The 20063-nt window shown below is 65.1% G+C and carries 16 protein-coding genes; 7 read left to right on the forward strand and 9 right to left on the reverse strand.

Going from position 1 to position 20063, the window contains the following annotated elements; translation table 11 throughout:
* Positions 1-142 precede the first annotated feature (142 nt).
* Both L338_RS03680 and L338_RS03685 read left to right on the forward strand, forming a co-directional pair.
* Positions 143-2542, forward strand: a complete 2400-nt coding sequence (locus tag L338_RS03680; protein WP_022697011.1) for a glycosyltransferase — start codon at positions 143-145, stop codon at positions 2540-2542.
* A 69-nt stretch (positions 2543-2611) separates the two neighbouring features.
* Positions 2612-3658: a GDP-mannose 4,6-dehydratase gene (locus L338_RS03685; RefSeq protein WP_022697012.1), complete on the forward strand. Its 1047-nt coding sequence runs from the start codon at positions 2612-2614 to the stop codon at positions 3656-3658.
* On the opposite strand, the gene L338_RS16300 is transcribed toward L338_RS03685, so the two are convergent.
* From L338_RS16300 to cutA, 4 genes are all read right to left on the reverse strand, one after another.
* On the reverse strand, positions 3636-5939 hold the full coding sequence (locus tag L338_RS16300; RefSeq protein WP_022697013.1) for a glycosyltransferase family 2 protein: 2304 nt from the start codon (positions 5937-5939) through the stop codon (positions 3636-3638). The two genes, L338_RS03685 and L338_RS16300, sit on opposite strands and share 23 nt — an antisense overlap.
* An 18-nt stretch (positions 5940-5957) precedes the next feature.
* Entirely contained in the window at positions 5958-6479 is a 522-nt protein-coding gene (locus tag L338_RS03695; protein ID WP_022697014.1) for an MgtC/SapB family protein, read from the reverse strand.
* A gap of 68 nt (positions 6480-6547) precedes the next feature.
* Positions 6548-7747, reverse strand: a complete 1200-nt coding sequence (locus L338_RS16305) for a sensor histidine kinase (RefSeq protein ID WP_022697015.1) — start codon at positions 7745-7747, stop codon at positions 6548-6550.
* Positions 7748-7854: 107 nt separating this feature from the next.
* Entirely contained in the window at positions 7855-8181 is a 327-nt protein-coding gene (gene cutA / locus L338_RS03705; protein ID WP_022697016.1) for a divalent-cation tolerance protein CutA, read from the reverse strand.
* A gap of 58 nt (positions 8182-8239) precedes the next feature.
* Here cutA and queC point away from each other — a divergent pair, with 58 nt between their 5' ends.
* Entirely contained in the window at positions 8240-8944 is a 705-nt protein-coding gene (gene queC / locus L338_RS03710; RefSeq protein ID WP_022697017.1) for a 7-cyano-7-deazaguanine synthase QueC, read from the forward strand.
* Entirely contained in the window at positions 8926-9573 is a 648-nt protein-coding gene (gene queE / locus L338_RS03715) for a 7-carboxy-7-deazaguanine synthase (protein WP_022697018.1), read from the forward strand. Before queC ends, queE begins: the two co-directional genes overlap by 19 nt.
* Here the strand turns inward: queE and L338_RS03720 are convergent.
* Together L338_RS03720 and L338_RS03725 are read right to left on the reverse strand one after the other, a co-directional pair.
* Positions 9570-10163: a hypothetical protein gene (locus tag L338_RS03720; RefSeq protein ID WP_022697019.1), complete on the reverse strand. Its 594-nt coding sequence runs from the start codon at positions 10161-10163 to the stop codon at positions 9570-9572. The two genes, queE and L338_RS03720, sit on opposite strands and share 4 nt — an antisense overlap.
* Positions 10164-10252: 89 nt before the next feature.
* Positions 10253-11440 carry a thiolase family protein gene (locus tag L338_RS03725; RefSeq protein ID WP_022697020.1) on the reverse strand — a complete coding sequence of 396 codons (1188 nt, stop codon included), beginning with the start codon at positions 11438-11440 and terminating at the stop codon, positions 10253-10255.
* A 98-nt stretch (positions 11441-11538) separates the two neighbouring features.
* Between L338_RS03725 and L338_RS03730 the strand changes: the two genes are divergently transcribed.
* A complete protein-coding gene (locus tag L338_RS03730) occupies positions 11539-12723 on the forward strand; it encodes an alpha-hydroxy acid oxidase (RefSeq protein WP_022697021.1) in 1185 nt (394 codons plus the stop codon).
* Here the strand turns inward: L338_RS03730 and mnmA are convergent.
* The 3 genes from mnmA to flgK form a co-directional block, all read right to left on the reverse strand.
* Entirely contained in the window at positions 12720-13883 is a 1164-nt protein-coding gene (mnmA, locus tag L338_RS03735; RefSeq protein ID WP_027068255.1) for a tRNA 2-thiouridine(34) synthase MnmA, read from the reverse strand. The two genes, L338_RS03730 and mnmA, sit on opposite strands and share 4 nt — an antisense overlap.
* Before the next feature lie 76 nt (positions 13884-13959).
* Entirely contained in the window at positions 13960-14886 is a 927-nt protein-coding gene (locus L338_RS16310) for a flagellin (RefSeq protein WP_081639456.1), read from the reverse strand.
* A gap of 13 nt (positions 14887-14899) precedes the next feature.
* Positions 14900-17020, reverse strand: coding sequence for a flagellar hook-associated protein FlgK (gene flgK, locus L338_RS03745; RefSeq protein ID WP_022697024.1), 2121 nt, complete (start codon positions 17018-17020; stop codon positions 14900-14902).
* 391 nt (positions 17021-17411) lie between these two features.
* Here flgK and L338_RS03750 point away from each other — a divergent pair, with 391 nt between their 5' ends.
* Both L338_RS03750 and L338_RS03755 read left to right on the forward strand, forming a co-directional pair.
* Entirely contained in the window at positions 17412-19307 is a 1896-nt protein-coding gene (locus L338_RS03750; protein WP_022697025.1) for a flagellar hook-length control protein FliK, read from the forward strand.
* Between the two features lie 10 nt (positions 19308-19317).
* Positions 19318-20004, forward strand: coding sequence for a flagellar hook assembly protein FlgD (locus L338_RS03755; RefSeq protein WP_022697026.1), 687 nt, complete (start codon positions 19318-19320; stop codon positions 20002-20004).
* Positions 20005-20063: the final 59 nt, after the last annotated feature.

A 20063-nucleotide genomic window follows, 5' to 3' on the forward strand; every position in this document is an offset into this window, starting at 1 on the left:
GCCGTTTTACGTTACACGGGTAAGCGCAGTTTGGTCTGTATCTTGACGCGGTCTTTGGGCACGGTTCAAACCGCTGTCATCTTGGATTGTTCATTTGGCCGGCAAAGCTGGATTGTGAAGAGGCGGCGTTCGGGGAGCATTTATGGCCGGTTTGAATGAGCACCCTGACGGTCCCGGCCCGCCGGCTTCGACGGATGCGTTCCTGGCGCGGCTCTATCAGCTTCTGGCCGGGCGTCATCCTTACAAGCCGGAACTGGAATGGGCGCGGGAGCTGTTGAGCGACGCGGGCCGCGATCCGGTCACCTTGCTGGGGAACCTGATCTATCAGTTCGAGGGCGGTCTGGAGCGCATTCCGGTCCGGGCGCTGGCGGAAGGCGCGGCGCTGTTCTCCGGGCATTTTCAGTCGCAGGGCGAGCGTCTGGCGTCCTTCCTGAATGTTATCGACGGAGCGTTCTCCGCGCTCGAACATCATGCGGCGGTCTCCGCCTCGGCCCGCACCGATGGCGGCGCGGCGGTGGTCCGGGTGCTGAACCCCCTTGAATATGCCAGCGATGAAATCGTCCTGATCGGCATTGTCCGGAAAGGCGATCCCGATTGCAGCATCCGGATCCATGTCAATGACGATCCGGTCATGGACGCCGAGCCTGTTCGCCCCGGCTTTTCCATGCGCTGCGTGCGCCTGCCGCGGGCGCTGACGGCGCAGGACAGGGTCATTGTACAGGCCGGCGAAAAGCGGCTGGAGTTCAAGCCCGCGCTTGATGAGCCGATTTCACAGGATGCGTTGGAAGCCGCGCAGAAAAAGCTATCGGCCAGCGCGCCGCCGGACAGCGTGCCCGCATCTGCCGGGTGCTGTTTCCTTAGCCGCTACATGTTCGCCGCCAAGCTGCCGGCCTCTAACCCGGTCAATGCCGACAACTGGCCGTTCGAGGATCATCTGGCGATCTACCGGACGCTCCGCCGGCTGTCGCCAGACCTGATCGTCGAAGACGATTATGTTCAGGCGCTGGCCCAGCTGGAGACGATTTCCGGTTTTCAGGCCCCCTTGCTGTTCTTTCTGGAATTCTGGAAAGACCGCCGTTCGGGCCTGTACGATCAACTCAAGACTTCCGAACGTTGGCGGCGGACCGCGGCTCTGGCCAATCGCATCCTGCCCGGCGGCTGGCGGTGGTTGCGCCTGGGTCTGGACGTGGATTGCGCCAGCCTGACCGAACCCGCCTATTCGCTCCATGGCCTGCAGATAAACCGCTGGGCGGCGCACCGGCTGGACAACGCGGGGGAGTCTCACGCGCGCTCCCTGAGCCGGAGCGAGCTGGCAGAGCGCCTGCTGGCCGCGATTTCCGATGCGGGCGCCGCCGGGGCGCGGCGTCTGATCGAGCCGGCATGGGTGGATTTCGTTCTTGAGCGCGCCGGGCCAGCGGAGGCCGGAGACTTGCGCGCTGTTCTTCTGGCGATCCGGGATGGCGAAAACATCGCTCCCACGCCCGGACCGGGCGTGGCCGTTATCGGAGAGACCGAGCGTTCACTGGGCGATGTGGCGCGCAGCGCGGCGACGGCGCTGAACGGTTTCGGCCGCAAGGCCCTGAGCCGGCCCGTAGCGGGATTCATACGCCGCACCTCGCGGCTGAAGCCTGAAACCGGCACCATCCTGTTTTGCGCCAATGCGCAACGCATTCTGGATATGTATGCGGCGCAATATACCGATCTGACCCGGCGTAATACTGTGGCTTTCCCGTTCTGGGAGACAACGCGACTGCCGGAAATGCACGCGCAGGCGCTGTCCCGCGTCAGCCGGGTGGTGACCGCCACGCGGTTTGTCAAGGACACGGTTCGGGCCTCGCTGGGCGATGACGCGGATGTGGTGACCATCGGTCTGCCGATCGATCTTCCGCAAGGGCTGGCGCGCGCAGGACGGTCCGGGCCGACCACGTTTCTTTCCATCGCCGATGTCCATTCGGGTCTGGCGCGCAAGAACCCGCTCGGCTCCATTCAGGCGTTCCAGAAGGCCTTTCCCGGGAACAGGGACGTGCGGCTGGTTCTGAAGATCCGCAGTATTGACGAGGATCACTGGGGCGCGGGCGAGGACTGGCCGCTGATCCAGAACCTGGCGGCCCGCGACGACCGTGTTGAAATCGTGTTGGGAGACCTCCCGGCGGAGGAATACTGGGCCATGATTGCGGGGGCGGACTGTTTTCTCTCGCTGCATCGCGGCGAAGGATTCGGTTACGGGTTGGCGCATTCTCTGGCGCTCGGCATTCCCGTGGTCTCCACCGATTTTTCCGGCCCGCGCGATTTCTGCACGGAGGAAACGGGATATCCGGTCGCGGCCAGCCTCACGCCTGTTCCCTATGAAAAGATGGACCAGACGGAATCGCTGGGAGATTGGGCGGAACCCGATCCCGACGCAGCAGTTGAACAGATGCGCGCCGTACACGGAGATTACGGCGCGGCGCTGGTGCGCGCGGAACGTGGAAGCGTCTTGATCGGGTCGATTTACAGTCAGGACCGGTTCGCAAGACGGCTGTCCGAAGCGCTGGCCTTCTAGACGCCCGGAATACACTGGTTAATGTGTGGTGGTTGAACGCGCTTTTCCCATGGTGGAAGTGATATTCGAATGAAGCCGATCGCCTTGATTACCGGCGTGATGGGCCAGGACGGCGCCTATCTCTCCCGTCTTCTTCTGGAGAAGGGCTACCGGGTAATTGGCGCGGACCAGCATGTTTCGGATTTTCACTGCGCCAGCCTGAGAACGCTGGGCGTCGATCTCGACATCGATAAAATCCGCCTGGACATCACGGATCCGGACCAGATACGCACCGCGCTCACGCAATACCGGCCTGACGAAATCTATAATCTGGCGGCGCTGAGTTCGGTCGCGGAGTCCTGGAACCATCCGGTGGCCTACGCCCATGTGAACGCCATCGCGGTCAATCGATTCCTGGAAGACATACGCGCTTTCGCGCCGGAAACCCGGTTCTTCCAGGCCTCGTCATCGGAAATGTTCGGAAACGCCCGCATGACGCCGCAGCGCGAGAACACGGCGCTGCATCCATTGAGTCCCTATGCGGTCTCCAAGGCCTCGGCGCACTGGACGACCGTCAATTATCGGGAATCGTTCGATCTGCACTGTTCGTCGGGCATCATGTTCAACCATGAATCGCCGTTGCGGCCGGTCCAGTTCGTGACGCGGAAGGTCGTGCACAGCCTGGTTCAGGTTGCCTATGGCGCTTGCGGCGCATTCACGCTCGGCAATCTGGACGCCCGGCGCGACTGGGGATACGCTGGCGATTACGCCGACGCCATGTGGCGCATTCTGCAGCAGCCGCAGGGCGATGATTTCGTCATTGCCACGGGCCGCACGCACACCGTCCGTCAGCTTTGTTCCCTGGCCGGCTCCCTGCTGGGCTTTGACATCGTCTGGGAAGGCGAGGACGAGACCGAGATCGGCATTGACCGGAAAACGGGGAAGACCCTGGTCCGCGTCGACCCGGCGCTATACCGCCCGCTGGATTCCCTGAGCCTCTGCGGCGATCCTGCGAAGGCGTACGAGGTTCTGGGCTGGCGCGCCAAGACCAGTTTCGAATTGCTGATCGAGACCATGGTGGCCGAGGATTGCGACCGGCTTTCGGCGCAGAATTTTACGCGCGTGGCGGCCGGATAAGCTGGTCCGCACCGGCTTCCGAAATCGGCGAGACGAGAGTTCGCGGCGGCAGGCCCGTGAAATTGGGATTGGCGAGCGGATCGGTCATGGCGGCTTCGCCGTGGCGGGACTGGAACCGTGAAAACTCATCGGCGCCGCGCAACAGCGCCTCCGGGCTGGCGGCGTCCGGTCCGCGCGTGCCCGACCCTGCATGGCGCAGCGTCAGCGCCGGCGCGTAGAGCGATTTCAGCCCCCGTTGTTTCATGCGCAGGCAGAAATCCAGATCGTTGTACGCGACCGCGAACCCTTCATCGAATCCCTCCAGCGCCCTGAAATCCTCCGCCCGGCAGCACAGGAACGCGCCGGTGACGCCAAGGCAGGCATGATCCAGCCGGGTGAGGTCGCTGCGCGGCGCGGCGAGGTCCACCGGATCGCCCTCGCAATCGTGAACCGTGCCTCCGCCGGGCCCGCGGATAATCCCGGCGTGCTGAAGCCGGTTGTCGGGATAAAGCAGGCGCGCCCCCAGAACGCCGATCTCCGGTCTTTGCATCTGCCCCCGCACAATGGCGTCCCAGGCGGGCGTCAGGCTTTCGATATCATTATTGGCGAAGACCAGAATTGGCTCGACGGCGTCCGCCGCGCCCGCATTGTTCAGCGCCGCCCAGTTGAAGGGACGCGGATCGCGCAGGACCCTCACCCGCTCATATCCTTCCAGCGTGGCCAGATAGGCGGCGGTGGCGTCCTCCGCGCTGCCATTGTCGATCACGGTGATATGCAGCGCCTCGGGCTGCGCCGCCGTTCCGCGAAGGCTGTCGATACAGGTTTTCAGATCCTCCGCCTTGTCGCGCGTGGGAATGATGACGCGGATCGGTTCGGCTTCCCGGCGGCGCCAGTGAACGGCCAGCCGGCCGGGCAGGGCCGCGCCGGTAAAAGCGTCCAGCGCAGGCGTTGATTCCGCCAACAGGCCGCGCCGCGCCAGATGGGCCTCAACGGCCTGACGGGCGCCCGGCTGCGGCTGTTCTGCGCTTTCAGGCGCAAGACTCAGAATGAGGGGAAGATGCAGGAACGCCGCATCCCCGCGCATCTCCCAGAACCGGAGGCAGGTTTCCATCATCCGTGCATCCGACGCCGGGTCTTCTTCCGCGATTATCCGGGCGTCAGGCCGCGGCAGCGCGATGGCCGCGCCGGGAAGAGCGCCCTGGAGGAGCAGGTCATAATCGAAACCCGGCTTCCAGAGGGGAGACGCTTCTCCAGCCTTGTCGGTGGTCTGTCCGTCGCAGAACACGGCGCGGCCGCTCGCCTGCACCGCCCGGGACAGCCATTGCATCGCCCCCGGCCGCCACCTCACGCCCGGCGCCTGCAGGATCACGGTCTCGTTCCGGGCATCCGCCAGCCGCGCGCCCAGGGGCAGAACTTCCGCTTCGCTTTCGTTTTCCAGCGCGGCTTCCAGGGAATCGTCCGGGCCGCAGGGGATGATGCTGACGCGGCTCGCTTCCGTCCTGTCGGGCGGGCCAGTCAGGGTCAGGCCGCGCAGCAGGGCGGCGTGTAGCGGCGGCGCTATGCGCGCGGCGCCCCCGGCCATGCGCTCCGGCGTCAGCCCGCCCGCGCCGGTCAGATGATGAACCGGTCCGATCTGTCGGCCGGTTCCGGTTTCCACGACCCGCAAACTCAATCGTTCCTGCTGAAGCAGCCGGGACGGAATATCGAAAAACACATGAAAACCGCAGGCGCCGCCGCCCTCCGGCGCGGCGGCGATATCGGGCCGCCAGACTCCGGTTTCCGTGCGCGCCAGCGTTTCGCCATCAATCAGGATGTCCAGCGCAATCGTTCCGCCGCCAGGGCGGAGCGCCCAGCCCCGGCACTCGCCGGCGATCCCGACTTCCAGCGCGCCGCGGATTTCCGACTCCGGATGCGCCAGCCTTCGCCGCAGTCCCGCCGCCAGGGATTCACCGTCCAGCCCCGCCGCTTCAAGACCGTCGCGGAAGCCGTCCCGCTCCAGCGCCGCAAGCAGGGTTTCCGCCCCGCTCGCCGGGCGCGCCGTTTCGCCCGTCAGCCATGACCGGGCGCGGCCCAGCGTGATTGCGGGCAGGGCGTCATGGGGAAGCGTGGCGTTGTCCTGAATGGCGTCATAAACGCGGCGCTTGAATACGCGCTCGGCGGCCAGCGCCTTCAGGACTTCATCGGGCGCGGCGCCGGACAGTCGCGCAACCAGCCGCGGCGGCGCCAGCGGCGCGCCGAGCACGGCGGCGCAGGCCCAGTGAATGTCTTCGACGGGCGGGGTTTCAGACGCGGGGCGGCTCATGGGGCGGGTGCAGACAAATCAGGGCTCTTCATCGTGATGGTTGTTGCGCTGCCGGGCCACTGAGTCCTCGACCTCGTCCATGCCATCCTTTGTCTGCGCGGCCAGCGGCCCCAGCAGCAACAACACGCCCAGCGCCGAGAGCGCGCCCAGCAGGGCAAGGCCGTAAAGCCCCATGCCGCAGCAGATCCCGACCGCGCCCATGACCCAGACGCTGGCCGCCGTCGCCGCGCCGTTCACCGCGCCGTCGGCGCGGAACATCGCGCCGGCGCCCAGGAAGCCGATTCCGGTGATAATTCCGTTGAAGACCTTGGCCGGATCGACGGAGACCGGCAGCTCGGTATTGACCGTGGCCGCCAGCTCCATGGTCGCGATCACCGCCAGGCAAGCGCCTACGGACACCATCATGAAAGGGCGCACGTCCAGCGGCTTGTCCTTCACGTAGCGCTCAAAGCCGACAGAGAAAGCCAGAAGAGCGGCCAGAACCAGACGCAGAGCCGCCTCCCAAAGGGGCGTCTGGGTCAGCATCAGAAATTCAGGCATGACAAATCCCGTTTCGGACGGCGGCGCGCCAATTCTAGACGCAGACCGGGCCGGCCGTGAAACGAAGTTTACGCCGCCTCGTGCCGCTGATCCCCCGCGGGGGTTTCCACTGGAAGGTCGAACCAGAATGTCGAGCCGCCGCTATCGCGATTCCGGAAGCCGATCTCCCCGCCCATCATGTCGACCAGCCGCTTACAGATGGTCAGGCCCAGACCCGTGCCGCCAAACCGGCGCGTATGTGAGGATTCGGCCTGTGAGAACGCCTCGAAAATACGCTCCCGCGCGGCGGCGGGAACGCCGATGCCGGTATCGGCGACCTCCACGCGCAGCCGTCCGCGCCCCGGCGCGGAGCTGTCTTCGGAAAGGATGCGCACGGTCACCCCGCCTTCAGGCGTGAATTTCAGGGCGTTGCCGACGAGATTGGAGATGATCTGCCGTATGCGGCCCTGATCGGCGTCGATGCGGCTGATCTCGCACTTGCATTCGACGGCGTAGCTCAACCCGGCCTCGCGCGCCCGCGCATCCCAGAAGGTTCGCGTATGCTCGGCCAGCGACTCGATATCGAAATGCTCGCGATTGAGCTCGGCCTGTCCCGCGTCCATTTTCGACATGTCGAGAATATCGTTCAGCAGGGACAAGAGCGTCTCGCCGGATTCGTGAATGGTCCGGGCAAGCTTTTCCTGGTCGGGATTAAGCCCGGCCCGGATGAGTACATTGGACAGGCCCAGAACGCCGTTGAGCGGCGTGCGGATTTCATGACTCATCGTGGCCAGGAATTCGCCTTTGACGCGCGCGTGCTCCAGCGCCTCCTGCCTGGCGGTTTCCAGATCCACCGTCATCCGTTCCAGCATGGCGGAGCGGCTTTCGGTCTCTTCCACGGCGGCGGAGAACAGGGCGAATGTCGTGCCCGCGCCCAGAAATCTGCCATCCCCGTCGGCTATGATGAAACCGTCCAGGAGCGCGGCCGGCCGGGATTCCAGAATATGCGTGTTCAGCCGAGCGACCGGCGTGTCATGCGGCACGATCAGCGGATCGTCCTGCATGAGAAAGGTTACAGGGCGCTGGGAATACAGCGCCCGGCCGAAACGGTCGGCCATCTGCTGATAGAAGCGGTCGCGGTTCAGCAGGCCGACGGGGCGGCCATGATCGACAACGGCGCAGACAAACAGGTTTTCGTCGCTTGAGAATATCTCATAGGCCGCGTCCCCGGTCGTTTCCGGCGGGAGTGCGGGCGCGTCGACGATCAGGGATTCAACAGTGCGTTCCATTCAAAGGACCCGGTAAAGGCGCAGGGAAATCTACCGCGTTCTTCTGTGGGAACGGTGTTTCACGCATCTTAATGAGGGCCGCCGGCGCGGCAGATTTCACGAAAGCTTCACGCCCCGCAGCTTTCGTCCAGCCAGGCCAGATAGGGCGCGTGGGAGGCGGTCTCGTCCAGCGGGATCGCGCTGAGCGCCGGAACGTCATAGGGGTGAAGGTCGGCCAGCCGGCGGATCAGGGTTTCCGCGCTTCCCGCCGTGGTCTTGAACAGCATGATGCATTCGGGGTCGCGCATGGTCTTGCCCTCCCATTGAAAGACCGACACGGCGCCGGGCAGGATATTGGCGCACCCGGCCAGCTTCTCCGCGATTACGGTCCGCGCGGCGGCCTCCGCGGCTTCGGCGTCGGGCCACGTGCTGTAAATCAGGCGGTGCTCGCTCATGCGAATACTCCCGTCGGGGGCTATACAGGCGGCGAAAGAATACCGATTTAGGGCATAGATGACCGCACAATCTCAATCCGCGCTGGTGTTGTTTTCCGGGGGGCAGGACTCCACGGTCTGCCTTGCATGGGCGCTCGCCCGCTATGACAGAGTGGAAACCATCGGCTTTGATTACGGCCAGCGCCATGCGGTGGAAATGGAATGCCGCGCGAATGTCCTGCGGGAATTTCCCGTCCGGTTTCCGGAATGGGGCGCGAAGATGGGCGAGGACCTGGTCGCCGACCTGACCGGGTTCGGCCGGCTGGCCGAAAGCGCGCTGACGGCCGATCAGGAGATTGCCGCGCCCGAGGGCGAATTGCCCTCCACCTTTGTCCCGGGCCGTAATCTGGCCTTCCTGACATCGGCGGCGGCGCGCGCGGCGGTGCGCGATATAGACGATCTGGTCGGGGGCATGTGCCAGACGGATTATTCCGGCTATCCCGATTGCCGGCGCGACACGATGGACGCCATGGAAACCGCGCTGGAGCGCGGCATGGGCCGGCCAGTGCCGATCAGGACGCCGCTGATGGATCTGACCAAGGCGCGGACCTGGGCGCTGGCCGACGAACTGGGCGGGGCGGCGCTGACCGGTCTGATCGTGACGGAAACCCATACCTGTTACCGCGGCGACCGTACCCCCCATGACTGGGGCGCGGGCTGCGGCGATTGCCCGGCCTGCGATCTGCGCGAAAAGGGCTGGCGCGAATGGCGGAGCGCAGCGTGAAAATCTATTCGGTCAAAGAGACGTTCCTGACAGTGCAGGGCGAAGGCGCGCAGGCCGGCCGTCCGGCCGTTTTCCTGCGCTTTGCGGGCTGCAATCTGTGGACCGGGCGGGAGCAGGACCGCGAGAAAGCCATCTGCCAGTTCTGCGATACCGAATTTGTTGGCGTGGACGGTCCCGGCGGCGGCCGGTTTGAAGGGCCGGAGGCGCTGGCGCGCCACGTCAAATCCTTCTGGCCGGCGGGCGGCGATCCGCTGGTCGTTTGTACAGGGGGCGAGCCGATTCTTCAGCTGGACGCCCCTCTGGTGGCGGCGCTGCACGCCGAAGGGTTCGAGATTGCGGTGGAGAGCAACGGCACGCTGCAAGCGCCGGACGGCATCGACTGGCTCTGCGTCAGCCCGAAAGCCGGGGCGCCCCTGAAACAGCTTCACGGAGACGAGCTGAAACTGGTCTTTCCGCAAGACGGGCTTGAGCCGTCTGCGTTTGAATCGCTGGAGTTTGGCCGCTTTTCGCTACAGCCAATGGATGGGCCGCAGCGGCAAGAGAACGCCGCCGCGGCCTATCGCTATTGTCTGGACCATCCGAAATGGCGTCTGAGCCTTCAGACGCACAAATGGATCGAAGTCCCTTAAGAAGTCGGCGTCAGCTTGCCCGGCAGCTTGCGCGCGAAGCGCTCGATGCCGCGATTGGCCGTTGTCCAGGTGGCGTAACCCTTGACGTCCTCGAGGGTGTTTTCCTCGTAATCATAGGTCACGGTTCCAAGGCTCGCGCCGGTCTGGTCGACGAACTCGGCGGTGACTTCCACGCCGCCGAGCGCAATGCTCTGAAGGCTGAGCGAGTTTGACTGCGAGACACGCGCGCGCGGGTCGTCGGAGTCCCCGAAGACGCCCTTGCCGGACAGCTGCCAGTGCGTCGGACGGTTCGGCTCCGCATCGGCCAGATACAGGTTCACCGTCACCGCGGAGGGGCCGGAGCCAAGAAGCCCGGCCTTGCCGAGCGACTGTTCGGCGTCACTGCGCAGATCGGCCAGAAGGTCCTGAACATCGTCAGGTCCGACATTCTGGGCGGTTTCTTCCATCTCCGCGGTCAATGAAACCGTGCCGATGGTCAGCGGACCCTGAATCTGTGCGTTCAGAGTGTTTTCCCAGTCGCCTCCCGCCATGGCGGGCGTCGCAGCCAGCGCCAGGATCGAAGAGGCGGCAATTGCGATTTGGTTACGCATATTGAGGCTCCCGAATTGGTGTTCGCCCCCCGCGGCCGATTGTAGCCCAATCCGCCGCCAAGGGTAAGACACATGTATAAATCAGGAGCTTAGTCGAGCATTTCAAGAGCCACCGCCGTGGCTTCACCGCCGCCAATGCAAAGCGAGGCAACGCCGCGCTTGGCTTTGCGGTTTTCCAGCGCCGCCAGGAGCGTGGCCATGATGCGCGCCCCGGACGCGCCGATGGGATGGCCCAGCGCGCAGGCACCGCCATTGACGTTCACCTTGTCGTGGGAAAGGCCCATTTCCTTCATCGCGATCATCGGGACCACGGCGAACGCCTCGTTGATTTCCCACAGATCGACATCGTCTTTTTTCCAGCCTGATTTTTTCAGCACGCTTTCCATCGCCGGGACCGGCGCGGTCGTGAACCACTCCGGCTCGTGCGCGTGGGCGGCGGTGGCGACGATCTTGGCGATGGGCTTTAGGCCCTTGTCCTTGGCCGTGGAGGCGCGCATCAGCACCATGGCCGCCGCGCCGTCGGAAATGGCGCTGGCATTGGCCGCGGTGATCGTGCCTTCCGGCTGGAAGGCCGGCTTCAGGGACGGAATCTTGTCCGGACGGGCGCGCTTGGGCAGCTCGTCCTCGGTCACCACGATCTCGCCCTTGCGGTCGGCGATGGTCACCGGGCTGATCTCGCGCTTGAAGTCGCCCTCGGTCGTCGCGCGCTGGGCGCGGCTGAGCGTCTCGATGGCGTAGGCGTCCTGCGCCTCGCGCGTGAACTGGTATTTCTTGGCGGCTTCGTCGGCGTGATAGCCCATCGGCTTGCCGTCATAGGCGTCGGTCAGGCCGTCCAGCGCCATATGGTCCGGCAGCTCGGCGGAGCCGTATTTGTGGCCCTTGCGCAGGTTCATCAGGTGCGGGGCGTTGGTCATGGATTCCATGCCGCCGACCACGATGATCTCGCCTTCGCCGGCCAGCAGCGCATTGCGGCCCATGATCGCGGCCTGCATGCCGGATCCGCACATCTTGTTCAGCGTGGTCGCCTCGACGCCTTTGGGCAGACCGCCCTTGATGCCGGCCTGGCGGGCCGGGGCCTGGCCCTGACCGGCGGACAGCACGTTGCCCATGTAAATGGAGGTCACGTCATCGCCGGAGACGCCGGCGTCTTTCAGCGCCGCTTCCACGGCGACGGCGCCCAGCTCATTGGCGTTCATGGCCGAAAGCTCGCCCAGCAGGCCGCCCATGGGGGTGCGGGCATAGCCGACAATGACGATCGGATCGGATTCTTGGGACATGGCGGGCTCCTCAATTCAAGGTCTGAAATTCTCTTTCCCGCTATATGGACCCGGCTCTGACGCACCGCAACAATCCCGGCAGAAGATGACCCGGCCGCATGGCTTTCCCCGTGCGGCCCATCCCCTATGATCGTCCCATGAAGCTGGACCGCCTCTATAATACCGCCGATTTCCGTGAAGCCGCGCGCCGCCGCCTGCCGGCGCCGATGTTCAACTATATTGATGGCGGGGCGGACGATGAGTGGACGTTGAAACGCAACACGGCCGCGTTCGACGATTACGAGATCACGCCCGGCCAGTTGAACGACATCTCGGCGGTGGATACCGGGATCGAATTGTTCGGACGCAAGCTGGACTGGCCGGTCTTCCTTGCGCCCACCGCAATGACCCGGCTGTTTCATCACGAAGGCGAACGGGCCGCGGCCCGGGCGGCGGACGCCACAGGCACGCTCTATTCCGTGTCCACGCTCGCCACAACCAGCATGGAAGATATCGCGTCGGCGACGCCGGGGCCGAAAATGTTTCAGGTCTATATTTTCAGGGATCGCGGCCTGACGGCGGAGTTCGTGGAGCGCGCGAAGGCTTCCGGATACGACGCGCTTTGCCTGACCGTGGATACGCCCGTGCAGGGCAATCGGGAGCGGGACCTGAAGACCGGCATGACCATCCCGCCGCGTTTCTCCCTGAAATCTGCGCTGTCTTTCGCCGCCCATCCGCACTGGGCGCTGACCACGGGCTTCGGCGGGTTCGAGTTGGAGAATGTCTCGCATGGCGGCGGCGGACTGTCGGGCAAGACGATGTCGCTGCTGCAATATATCCATACCCAGTTCGACAGCACGCTGACCTGGAAAGACGCCGAATGGCTGCGCGAACACTGGGATGGCCCCTTCGTGATCAAGGGATTGCAGAGTGCGGCGGACGTGGCGCGTGCGGCCCAACTCGGAGCCGATGCAGTGATGATCTCCAATCATGGCGGCCGCCAGCTGGACAGCGCTCCAGCGCCGGTGGACGGCATCGCCGCCGCCGTCGAGGCCGCGGACGGAAGGCTGGACGTGATCTGCGATGGCGGAATCCGGCGCGGCAAGCACGCCGTCATCGCGCTGGCGCTGGGCGCGAAGGCCTGTTCCGTGGGCCGTCCCTATCTCTACGGCCTTGCCGCAGCGGGGGAGGCGGGCGCGACCCGCGCGCTGACACGCCTCAAGGAAGAAGTTACGCGCACATTGGCGCTGATGGGGAAGCAGAACATCGCCGGACTTTCGTCCGGCGATGTTCAACGCCTCTAGCTGTTTTCCGTGCCTGTGATCCAGGCGCCGCCGAGGACGCGCATCGGCCGTGCGGCGTCGTAAAAAACCGCCGCCTGTCCTGGAGCCACGCCTTCCTCGGGATCATCCATGATGACCGATAGCGGCGTTTCGCCTTTAGTGGAGAGGCGTGCGGGCAGCGGCGGCCGGGTGGAGCGCACGCGCACCAGCACCGGCTTGCCGTCCAGAGCGTCCGAATCCAGCGCCTCGTCGCCCAGCCAGTTGACCTCTTTCAGCGCAATTCGCGACACGCCCAGTTCCTCGCGCGGGCCGACGATGACGCGGCTGTTTTCAGGGTCCAGCCGGATCACGAACAGCGGCTCGCCCGTGGAGACGCCAAGGCCCCGCCGCTGACCCACCGTGTAGTGGATCACCCCGTCATGGCGGCCCAGAACCCGGCCGTCGACATGCACGATGTCGCCCGGATCGGCCGCGCCGGGGCGCAGTTTCTCGACCACGTCGGTATAGCGGCCCTGCGGCACGAAACAGATATCCTGACTGTCAGGCTTTGACGCCACGCGCAGGCCGAACTCGGCGGCCAGCTTGCGCACCTCGTCCTTTTCCAGACCGCCCAGCGGAAAGCGTAAGTAATCCAGCTGTTCAGCCGTGGTGGTGAACAGGAAATAGGACTGGTCGCGCGAGTCATCGGCGCCGCGATGCAGTTCGGCGCCCGCCTCGCCCATGACGCGCTGCACGTAATGGCCGGTGGCCATGCAGTCCGCGCCCAGATCCTTGGCGGTTTCGAGGAGGTCCTTGAACTTCACCTTCTGGTTACAGCGCACGCAGGGAATGGGCGTGGCGCCGGCCAGATAGGTGTCGGCAAAGTCCTCCATCACGGAGTCGCGGAACCGGTTTTCATAATCCAGAACGTAATGGGGTATGCCGCAGGCCTCGGCCACGCGGCGCGCGTCATGGATGTCCTGACCGGCGCAGCACGCGCCCTTTTTCTTCAGCGCCGCGCCATGATCGTAAAGCTGCAGCGTGACGCCGATAACGTCATAGCCCTCTTTGGCCAGCATGGCGGCGACGACGGACGAATCCACGCCGCCCGACATGGCGGCGACCACGCGGGTTTCCGAAGGCGGTTTTGCGAATCCAAGGGAGTTCAGCCCGGCGCGCATTTCGGGCGCAGGGGCGGTCATAACGCTCATCTCATCCTCTCCCGCGGGGTCAAGGCCCGCGACAAAGCTTGTTTTTCAAGCGCGTCAGGTAGGCGATCTAGCGCAGAAAATCCAGCAATGAGGTGCGGGAGAGCGATGAGAAGACCCGCGCCGAGGCCTCCACGGCCAGCTGGGATTGCTGCAGCCGGCTGATGGCTTCCGCCATGTCCACTTCTTCCAGATCGCTGACCAGACCTTTCAGGTAATCGGACTTCGCCGTCTGCTGCGCGAAGGCGTCGTCGACCTGTGACTGCAGCAGGCCGTTCTTGGAAACCGCCGCGCTGACATCGTCCGTCGCTCCGGAGATGTTCTGCAGCTCGGTGGTCAGAAAGGTTCGCTGGGCGTCGGTCAGGTCGGCCCCGAAGGGACCGTTGGGCCCGGCGTCGAATTCGGCAATCCGCTTGAAGCTGGCGAACAGCTCCCGCGCCGCCTCGTCGGCGACCGGGGCGGCTTCCACAATCCGGTCATCGTCCAGCCGCGTGACCCGCGCCCGGTCCGCATTGTCGAAAATGTCGTCGACGCTGGCCGCGGCGGCCAGATCGGCCATTGAGTTGATATTGACCGGGGGCGTGTCGGTCTTCACGCCGCCGAACAGATATTGCCCGCCCTGTTTCACATTGATGGCGTTCACCGCGTCCAGGAAGACGCGCTCCACTTCCTGCATCAGAACATCGGCGTCATCGACGGACATGGCGTTGGTGACGATTTCCCGCAGGCCGGTCGCGGAATCATAGACGTTTTCCAGCGCCAGGTTTTGCGCCGAGGTCTGGTTCTGCAGCACTTTCAGATTATCCAGATAGCCTTCGGTGCGCGATTGCAGCCCGCGCGCCGAAAGCAGCGCCGGCGCGTCGGCGCCAAACCCTTTGAGATCCTGCGCCTTCTTGCCGCTATTGACCTGTTGCAGCGCGTCGAAGCTTTGCTGTTGCGCGCGCATGAGGTCGGCCAGCGCCGACTGGTTCAATTGAGATGTTGCGATACGCGTCATGGCTTCAAATCCCCTAGACCATGTTGAGGAGGGTGTCGGTCATTTCCTTGGCCGCCTGGATGAGGCGCGCCGAGGCGTTATAGGACTGTTGGTAGATGGTCATGTTGGCCAGTTCCTCGTCCATATTGACGCCGGAAATCTCAGCCCGTTTCGCCTCGGCCTGTTCGGCCAGCGCCAGCGCGCTCGCCCGGTCGGAATCGGCGCGGGCGGCGCGCAGGCCGATATCCCCGGCCACGCGGCTTGCGAACTGCTCAAGACTGGTCTGCGCGGAATTCAGCCCGCCCGCGGCGTCAAAGGCGCGGGACGAGGTCAGCATGCTCTGCAGGGCCAGCCCGCCGCGATTGTCGCCCGCGAACAGCACCGTGTCGCCCACCGCGCCGCTGGCAAGGTCCAGCTGCGCCAGGGAAAGCTGCTCTGGATTGTTCGCGATGCGGTCTGCGACGGAGAACGCCTCCGCCCGCCCGGCCGCCGCCTCCCGGCTCAGACCGAACATCTGGGAGAAGGACAGGCCTGTCCCGCCCCGGCTGGTCGTGTCGCCGACAAGCTGGATGGAATTGCCGCCGCTCTCGCTGATCGACAACTGCCCGTCCGCGTCGAACTGGATAGAGCCGTAATTGCCGATGCCCGATGTCGCGTCATTGATCGCGTTGCGCAGGTCCGCGAAGCTGGTCCCGCCCACCGTCACGTCGATGTCGCGCACCGTTCCGTTCGCGCCGGTCACCCGGAATGTCAGGGTCTCCCCCGGCGTGAATCCGTGCGCGTCGGCGTCGCTGAGACCCGTCTCAAAGAAGGCCGGGCGCTCCGACACGATCATGTCGTTCAACCCGAAGAAATGAGAGAAGCCGCGCCCGCCGCGATCGCTGGGATTGGCCTCGTCCTGCAGCATGGAGACGCCGCCGCCCCCGGCTGCGGAAATCTGCAGCGATCCGTTCGTGAAGCTGGCCGACCCGCTGCCGCCCAGCGCGGTGTTCAGCGCGGTGACCAGATCGCCCACCGTGCCGCCCCCGATGGGCGTGGCGCCGCCGCCATCGACGGACAGGGTTCCGGCGTCGAAATCGATATCCACGCGCCGGGCCAGCGTACCGTCCGCATTGGTGATGGCCACGGTCGTCGCCCCGTAAAAGTTCAACGCATCGCCCGCCATAAGGCCGGTATTGCGGCCCGTCAGGCTGGCGGGCGCGGGAACGGCGGTGGCGTTGTTATGCGCCTCGTTCAATGCATCGGCGCTGCCTGCCGCCAACTCCGACAACTCGGCGGCGAGTTCCGGAAGTTCGTGATCGCGCACGTCCAGAAGGCCGCGCAATTCGCCGGACTGGATGTGCGGTTCGATATTGATGGCCGTGCCGTTTTCGCTGCGTAGCGTGATGGCGGAATAGGCGGCGTTCAGTCCGCCCTGTCCGGAGGCGTTATATTCAAACGTCTTCAGCGTCTGGCCGACCAGCTCCACCCCGTCGCCCGTGCGTACGATCACCCCGCCGGACGACCCGGCCTGTGTGCGCACATCGACATATTTCGACAACTCGTCGATCAGTTGTGACTGGCGGTTTTCCAGACCCGTCACATCGCCGCCCGAGGCGTGCAGACGGGAAATCTGGGCATTGATGTCGTGAATCTCGGTCAGCAGGGAATTGACCTTGCCGATGGAATCCCCGATCCGCGCGTCGGTTTCCGCGCGCACCGTCCGGATCTCGGCCGACAGGCGGGAGAATTCATCGAACAGCTGCTCGGCCTGGCTGATGGCGGACTGGCGTCCGGCGATGCTGGCGGGGTCCAGCGCGGCCGCGCCGATCTTGGTGAAGGTGGATTGCAGCCGCGCGAAGATGGAGCCGGAATCATCCGGCGAACCGAACTGGGCCTGCACGCGGTCCAGCAGGTCTGCGCGCGTTTCCGCTTCGCTCGCCCCTGAAGTTGTGCGCAGGGCGGAGCCGTCCAGAAATTCGCTGACCACGCGGCGGATCGTGCCGATTTCCACTCCGGCCCCGATGCCGGCATAGGACCGCGCGGAAAACTGCGTATCGACGCGCGCATAGCCGGGCGTGTTCACATTGGCGATATTATTGGAGGTGTTGCGCATCGCGGTCTGGCTTGTCAGCAGACCGGTCAGGGCGTTTCCAAGAACTCCGTTGATGCTCATCGCGTCAAACCCGCCTTCCCGGCAAGAACTTCCGTGGAGCCCGGCAAGAACCGCCCGTCCGCTTGAGAGCGGAGGGCGCGCCTGATTTCCCGTAACTCATTGTCATTCTTGCGTTTCTTCGCGTTTCTTTTGCCGCGCGACGTCAGCCCGCGCAGTGCTCTGGCGGACTCTGTTTCAAGCGGCGTGCCGCAATGGCGGGGGCGGAAAACTCTTCCCTCAGGGGGGTAGAATCGACCCGGCAAGAATGGCGGGTTGAAAAACGTGAATCAAAAAATAGACAGTTAAAACAATAAGTTATGCGTTTTTGAAAACTGGCTTGCTCCTTGCTGAAGTCAGGCAGGGACCGGGCGCGGGGTGCGCTCAGGACAGGGTAGACGCGGAAATACGCACAATGGACGCAGCCAATCTCCTGAATCTGGTTTTCGCCGGCGCGACGGGGGGCTCCGCCTCCACAGGCAAGACTGGCGGAAAGAACGCCAGCCTGTTCTCCTCCATGCTGTCCAATGCGGGATCCGCGGCGACCGGCGAGGCGGGCGCGGGCAAAGCCAATTATAATGGCGGCCTGGCGCGCACCCTCAAAGCCGCCGCTTCCACGGGCGCGGGCGCGTCTTCCGAAAGCGGCAAGGCCGGTTCGTCTGGCGGCGGCGCTGAAACCACCGGCGCTGAAACTGAAGACGCCGCCGCGGCGGTCGCCACCAATCCCGAGGCCGCCGCTGCCTCGGCGCCGGGCTATCAGCTTCTGTCCGATGAAGAGCTGGCCGAGCGCGCCGCGGCCCAGGCCGGGCACCAGGAAACCCTGAACACCCTGATGGGTCTGCGCTGGTCGAAGACATTCGTGCGCGGCAACACCGAAATGGGCGATTTCCGCGGCACGGCGGGCGACCCCATGCGCCTGAACAGCTTCGCCCACAAACTGATGAACAATATGGCCGCGCGTGAAGCGCATCAGGCGGAAGCCGCCGCGCGCCGCGCCCTGTTCGCCAATGTCACGATCTCGCCCGACGGCGCGCAGCCTAATTATAATGGCGGCTCCCCGACCGGCGGGGATATCACCGTGAAGCCGCCCGCGACGGGCGACACCACGCCCTCCCTGCTGCCCGTTCCGGATGAACAGCCCGGCGTTGTCCCGGTCACAGACCCCAAAACCGGCGCGGTGATCGGCAACCCGACAGACCGTGCGGCGCTGCCGGTCCCGGGCGCCCTGACTGAAGGCGCTGCCGCACAGTTTGCGCGCAATATAGAATCCCGCTTTGGCAGCCGCGCGGGCCGGACCGCGCCGGACGCTGTCGCTGTCAAGGCTGACCCGTCCGCCGCCAATGCACAAACGGCGGCCGGGGCGGGGAAATCCGCAACCGCTCAGACCGCGGCGCAATCCGCCCCGCAGTCGAACGGAGAGTCGTCAAGAACGTTGGCCCAGGCGGCGGCCGCCGCGGCCGGTGACGCTGATGCCGGCAAGCTCAATCTTTCCATTCGCCAGAGCGCGACGGGCGCGGCTTCCGCCACGCCGGGCGCCCAGCTGGCCGCCGCCCACGCCGCTGCGAACGCGCAACGCGCGGGCGGTCAGTCCGCCGGCGCCAATCGCGGCGCGGAAACAGGCGCGCCCCAGACGGCAGCGGCCTCCGCGCCGTCTGCAACAACTCCCGGCGCCGTGGCCCCTGTCATGGAAACCGCCGTCGCGGCCGCCGCGATGAATGAAAAGCTGGGTGACGGCGGTCAGATGGCCGACCCCGAAGGCGATTGGGCGATGGACACGATGAATCGCGCCGCCGATGGCGCCCGCGCCGATCGCAGCGCCGCCACGCAACAGGCCCAGACCCGCCCGGGTCCGCATGTCGACGCGGCGGCCGTGGCGCGCATGGCCAAGGATATTGCGCGGCAGGCCAATAATGGCTCCCGCCGCTTCGAGATCCGTATGGACCCGCCGGAGTTGGGCAAGGTCGAGGTGCGGCTGGAAATCGGCGCCGACAAGAAAGCCCATGCCATTCTGCTGGCCGAGCGCCCCGAAACCCTCACCGATCTGAAACAGGCCGCCCGCGCGCTGGAGCGCGCCCTGGCCGATTCCGGTCTGGATTTGCAGCAGGACAGCCTGCAGTTCGGCCTGCGTCAGGATAATGCCGGCGGACAATTCGGATCGCAGCGGCAGGGCGGCGGATCGAACGCCCCGGCCATCGCCTCGGCTGATGGCGCGGCCGAGGCCACAGCCCGGATCGAAACCCCCGTCGAGCGCAGCGTGGACGCCTTTGGCTTCCGCCTTGCCGCCCGCGGCGGCATGAGCGTCAGGATTTAAGGAGGCCCCCATGGATATCGGCGGCATCGCATCACAGGGACAGGCGGCGGGCGCCACCAACGCCTCCGCGTCACTGGCCAATAATTTCGAGACTTTCCTGACCCTGCTGACCGAGCAGATGAAGAATCAGGACCCGCTCAATCCGCTGGAATCGACCGAGTTCATGACCCAGCTGGTCCAGTTCTCCGGCGTCGAGCAGCAGATCAAGCAGAATGAAAGCCTGGAGACGATGATCGGCCTGCAATACGCGGCCGCGTTCGGCTCCACCGCCAGCTATCTGGGCCGCGAGGCGACGGTGTTTTCCAACCAGTCTCCGCTGATCGATGGCCAGGCGAAATGGTCTTACAACCTGCCGCAGGACGCGGCCGAAAATAAGCTGGTCGTGACCGACGAGAAGGGGCGCGTGGTCTTCGAGACTGAAGGCGCGCTGGAATCCGGCGATCACGAATTTGTCTGGGACGGAACCGACAATAACGGGGACCCGCTGGAAGACGGCGTCTACACGATGAAGGTCACCGCCCTGAACGAGGACGGCGACAAGATTACCGCCAGAACCACCGTTACTGGCCGCGTCACCGGCGCCGATTTCACGGGGGCCGAGCCGGCCCTCCTGATCGGCGACCTTCGTGTCGCGCTCGGATCGGTCAAGGATTTGCGGGAGGCGCAAGCCCCCGCCACTGAAGACCCGGCCGCCTGAATAAACGGCCGGCGCTCCCCATCGGCAAGAACGCCGGAAACGGGAGCGAAATGAAAACA

Source organism: Euryhalocaulis caribicus (assembly GCF_000412185.1).
Classification (GTDB): Bacteria; Pseudomonadota; Alphaproteobacteria; order Caulobacterales; family Maricaulaceae; genus Euryhalocaulis; species Euryhalocaulis caribicus.

Bases quoted from the DNA above. Each gene is read 5' to 3' on its own strand.
- L338_RS03755 (WP_022697026.1), top strand. From the start codon at position 19,318: ATGGATATCGGCGGCATCGCATCACAGGGACAGGCGGCGGGCGCCACC.
- flgK (WP_022697024.1), bottom strand. From the start codon at position 17,020: ATGAGCATCAACGGAGTTCTTGGAAACGCCCTGACCGGTCTGCTGACA.
- L338_RS16310 (WP_081639456.1), bottom strand. From the start codon at position 14,886: ATGACGCGTATCGCAACATCTCAATTGAACCAGTCGGCGCTGGCCGAC.
- L338_RS03725 (WP_022697020.1), bottom strand. From the start codon at position 11,440: ATGTCCCAAGAATCCGATCCGATCGTCATTGTCGGCTATGCCCGCACC.
- L338_RS16305 (WP_022697015.1), bottom strand. From the start codon at position 7,747: ATGGAACGCACTGTTGAATCCCTGATCGTCGACGCGCCCGCACTCCCG.
- L338_RS16300 (WP_022697013.1), bottom strand. From the start codon at position 5,939: ATGAGCCGCCCCGCGTCTGAAACCCCGCCCGTCGAAGACATTCACTGG.
- L338_RS03750 (WP_022697025.1), top strand. From the start codon at position 17,412: ATGGACGCAGCCAATCTCCTGAATCTGGTTTTCGCCGGCGCGACGGGG.
- L338_RS03685 (WP_022697012.1), top strand. From the start codon at position 2,612: ATGAAGCCGATCGCCTTGATTACCGGCGTGATGGGCCAGGACGGCGCC.
- queE (WP_022697018.1), top strand. From the start codon at position 8,926: ATGGCGGAGCGCAGCGTGAAAATCTATTCGGTCAAAGAGACGTTCCTG.
- L338_RS03730 (WP_022697021.1), top strand. From the start codon at position 11,539: ATGGCTTTCCCCGTGCGGCCCATCCCCTATGATCGTCCCATGAAGCTG.
- L338_RS03720 (WP_022697019.1), bottom strand. From the start codon at position 10,163: ATGCGTAACCAAATCGCAATTGCCGCCTCTTCGATCCTGGCGCTGGCT.
- L338_RS03695 (WP_022697014.1), bottom strand. From the start codon at position 6,479: ATGCCTGAATTTCTGATGCTGACCCAGACGCCCCTTTGGGAGGCGGCT.
- L338_RS03680 (WP_022697011.1), top strand. From the start codon at position 143: ATGGCCGGTTTGAATGAGCACCCTGACGGTCCCGGCCCGCCGGCTTCG.
- queC (WP_022697017.1), top strand. From the start codon at position 8,240: ATGACCGCACAATCTCAATCCGCGCTGGTGTTGTTTTCCGGGGGGCAG.
- mnmA (WP_027068255.1), bottom strand. From the start codon at position 13,883: ATGACCGCCCCTGCGCCCGAAATGCGCGCCGGGCTGAACTCCCTTGGA.
- cutA (WP_022697016.1), bottom strand. From the start codon at position 8,181: ATGAGCGAGCACCGCCTGATTTACAGCACGTGGCCCGACGCCGAAGCC.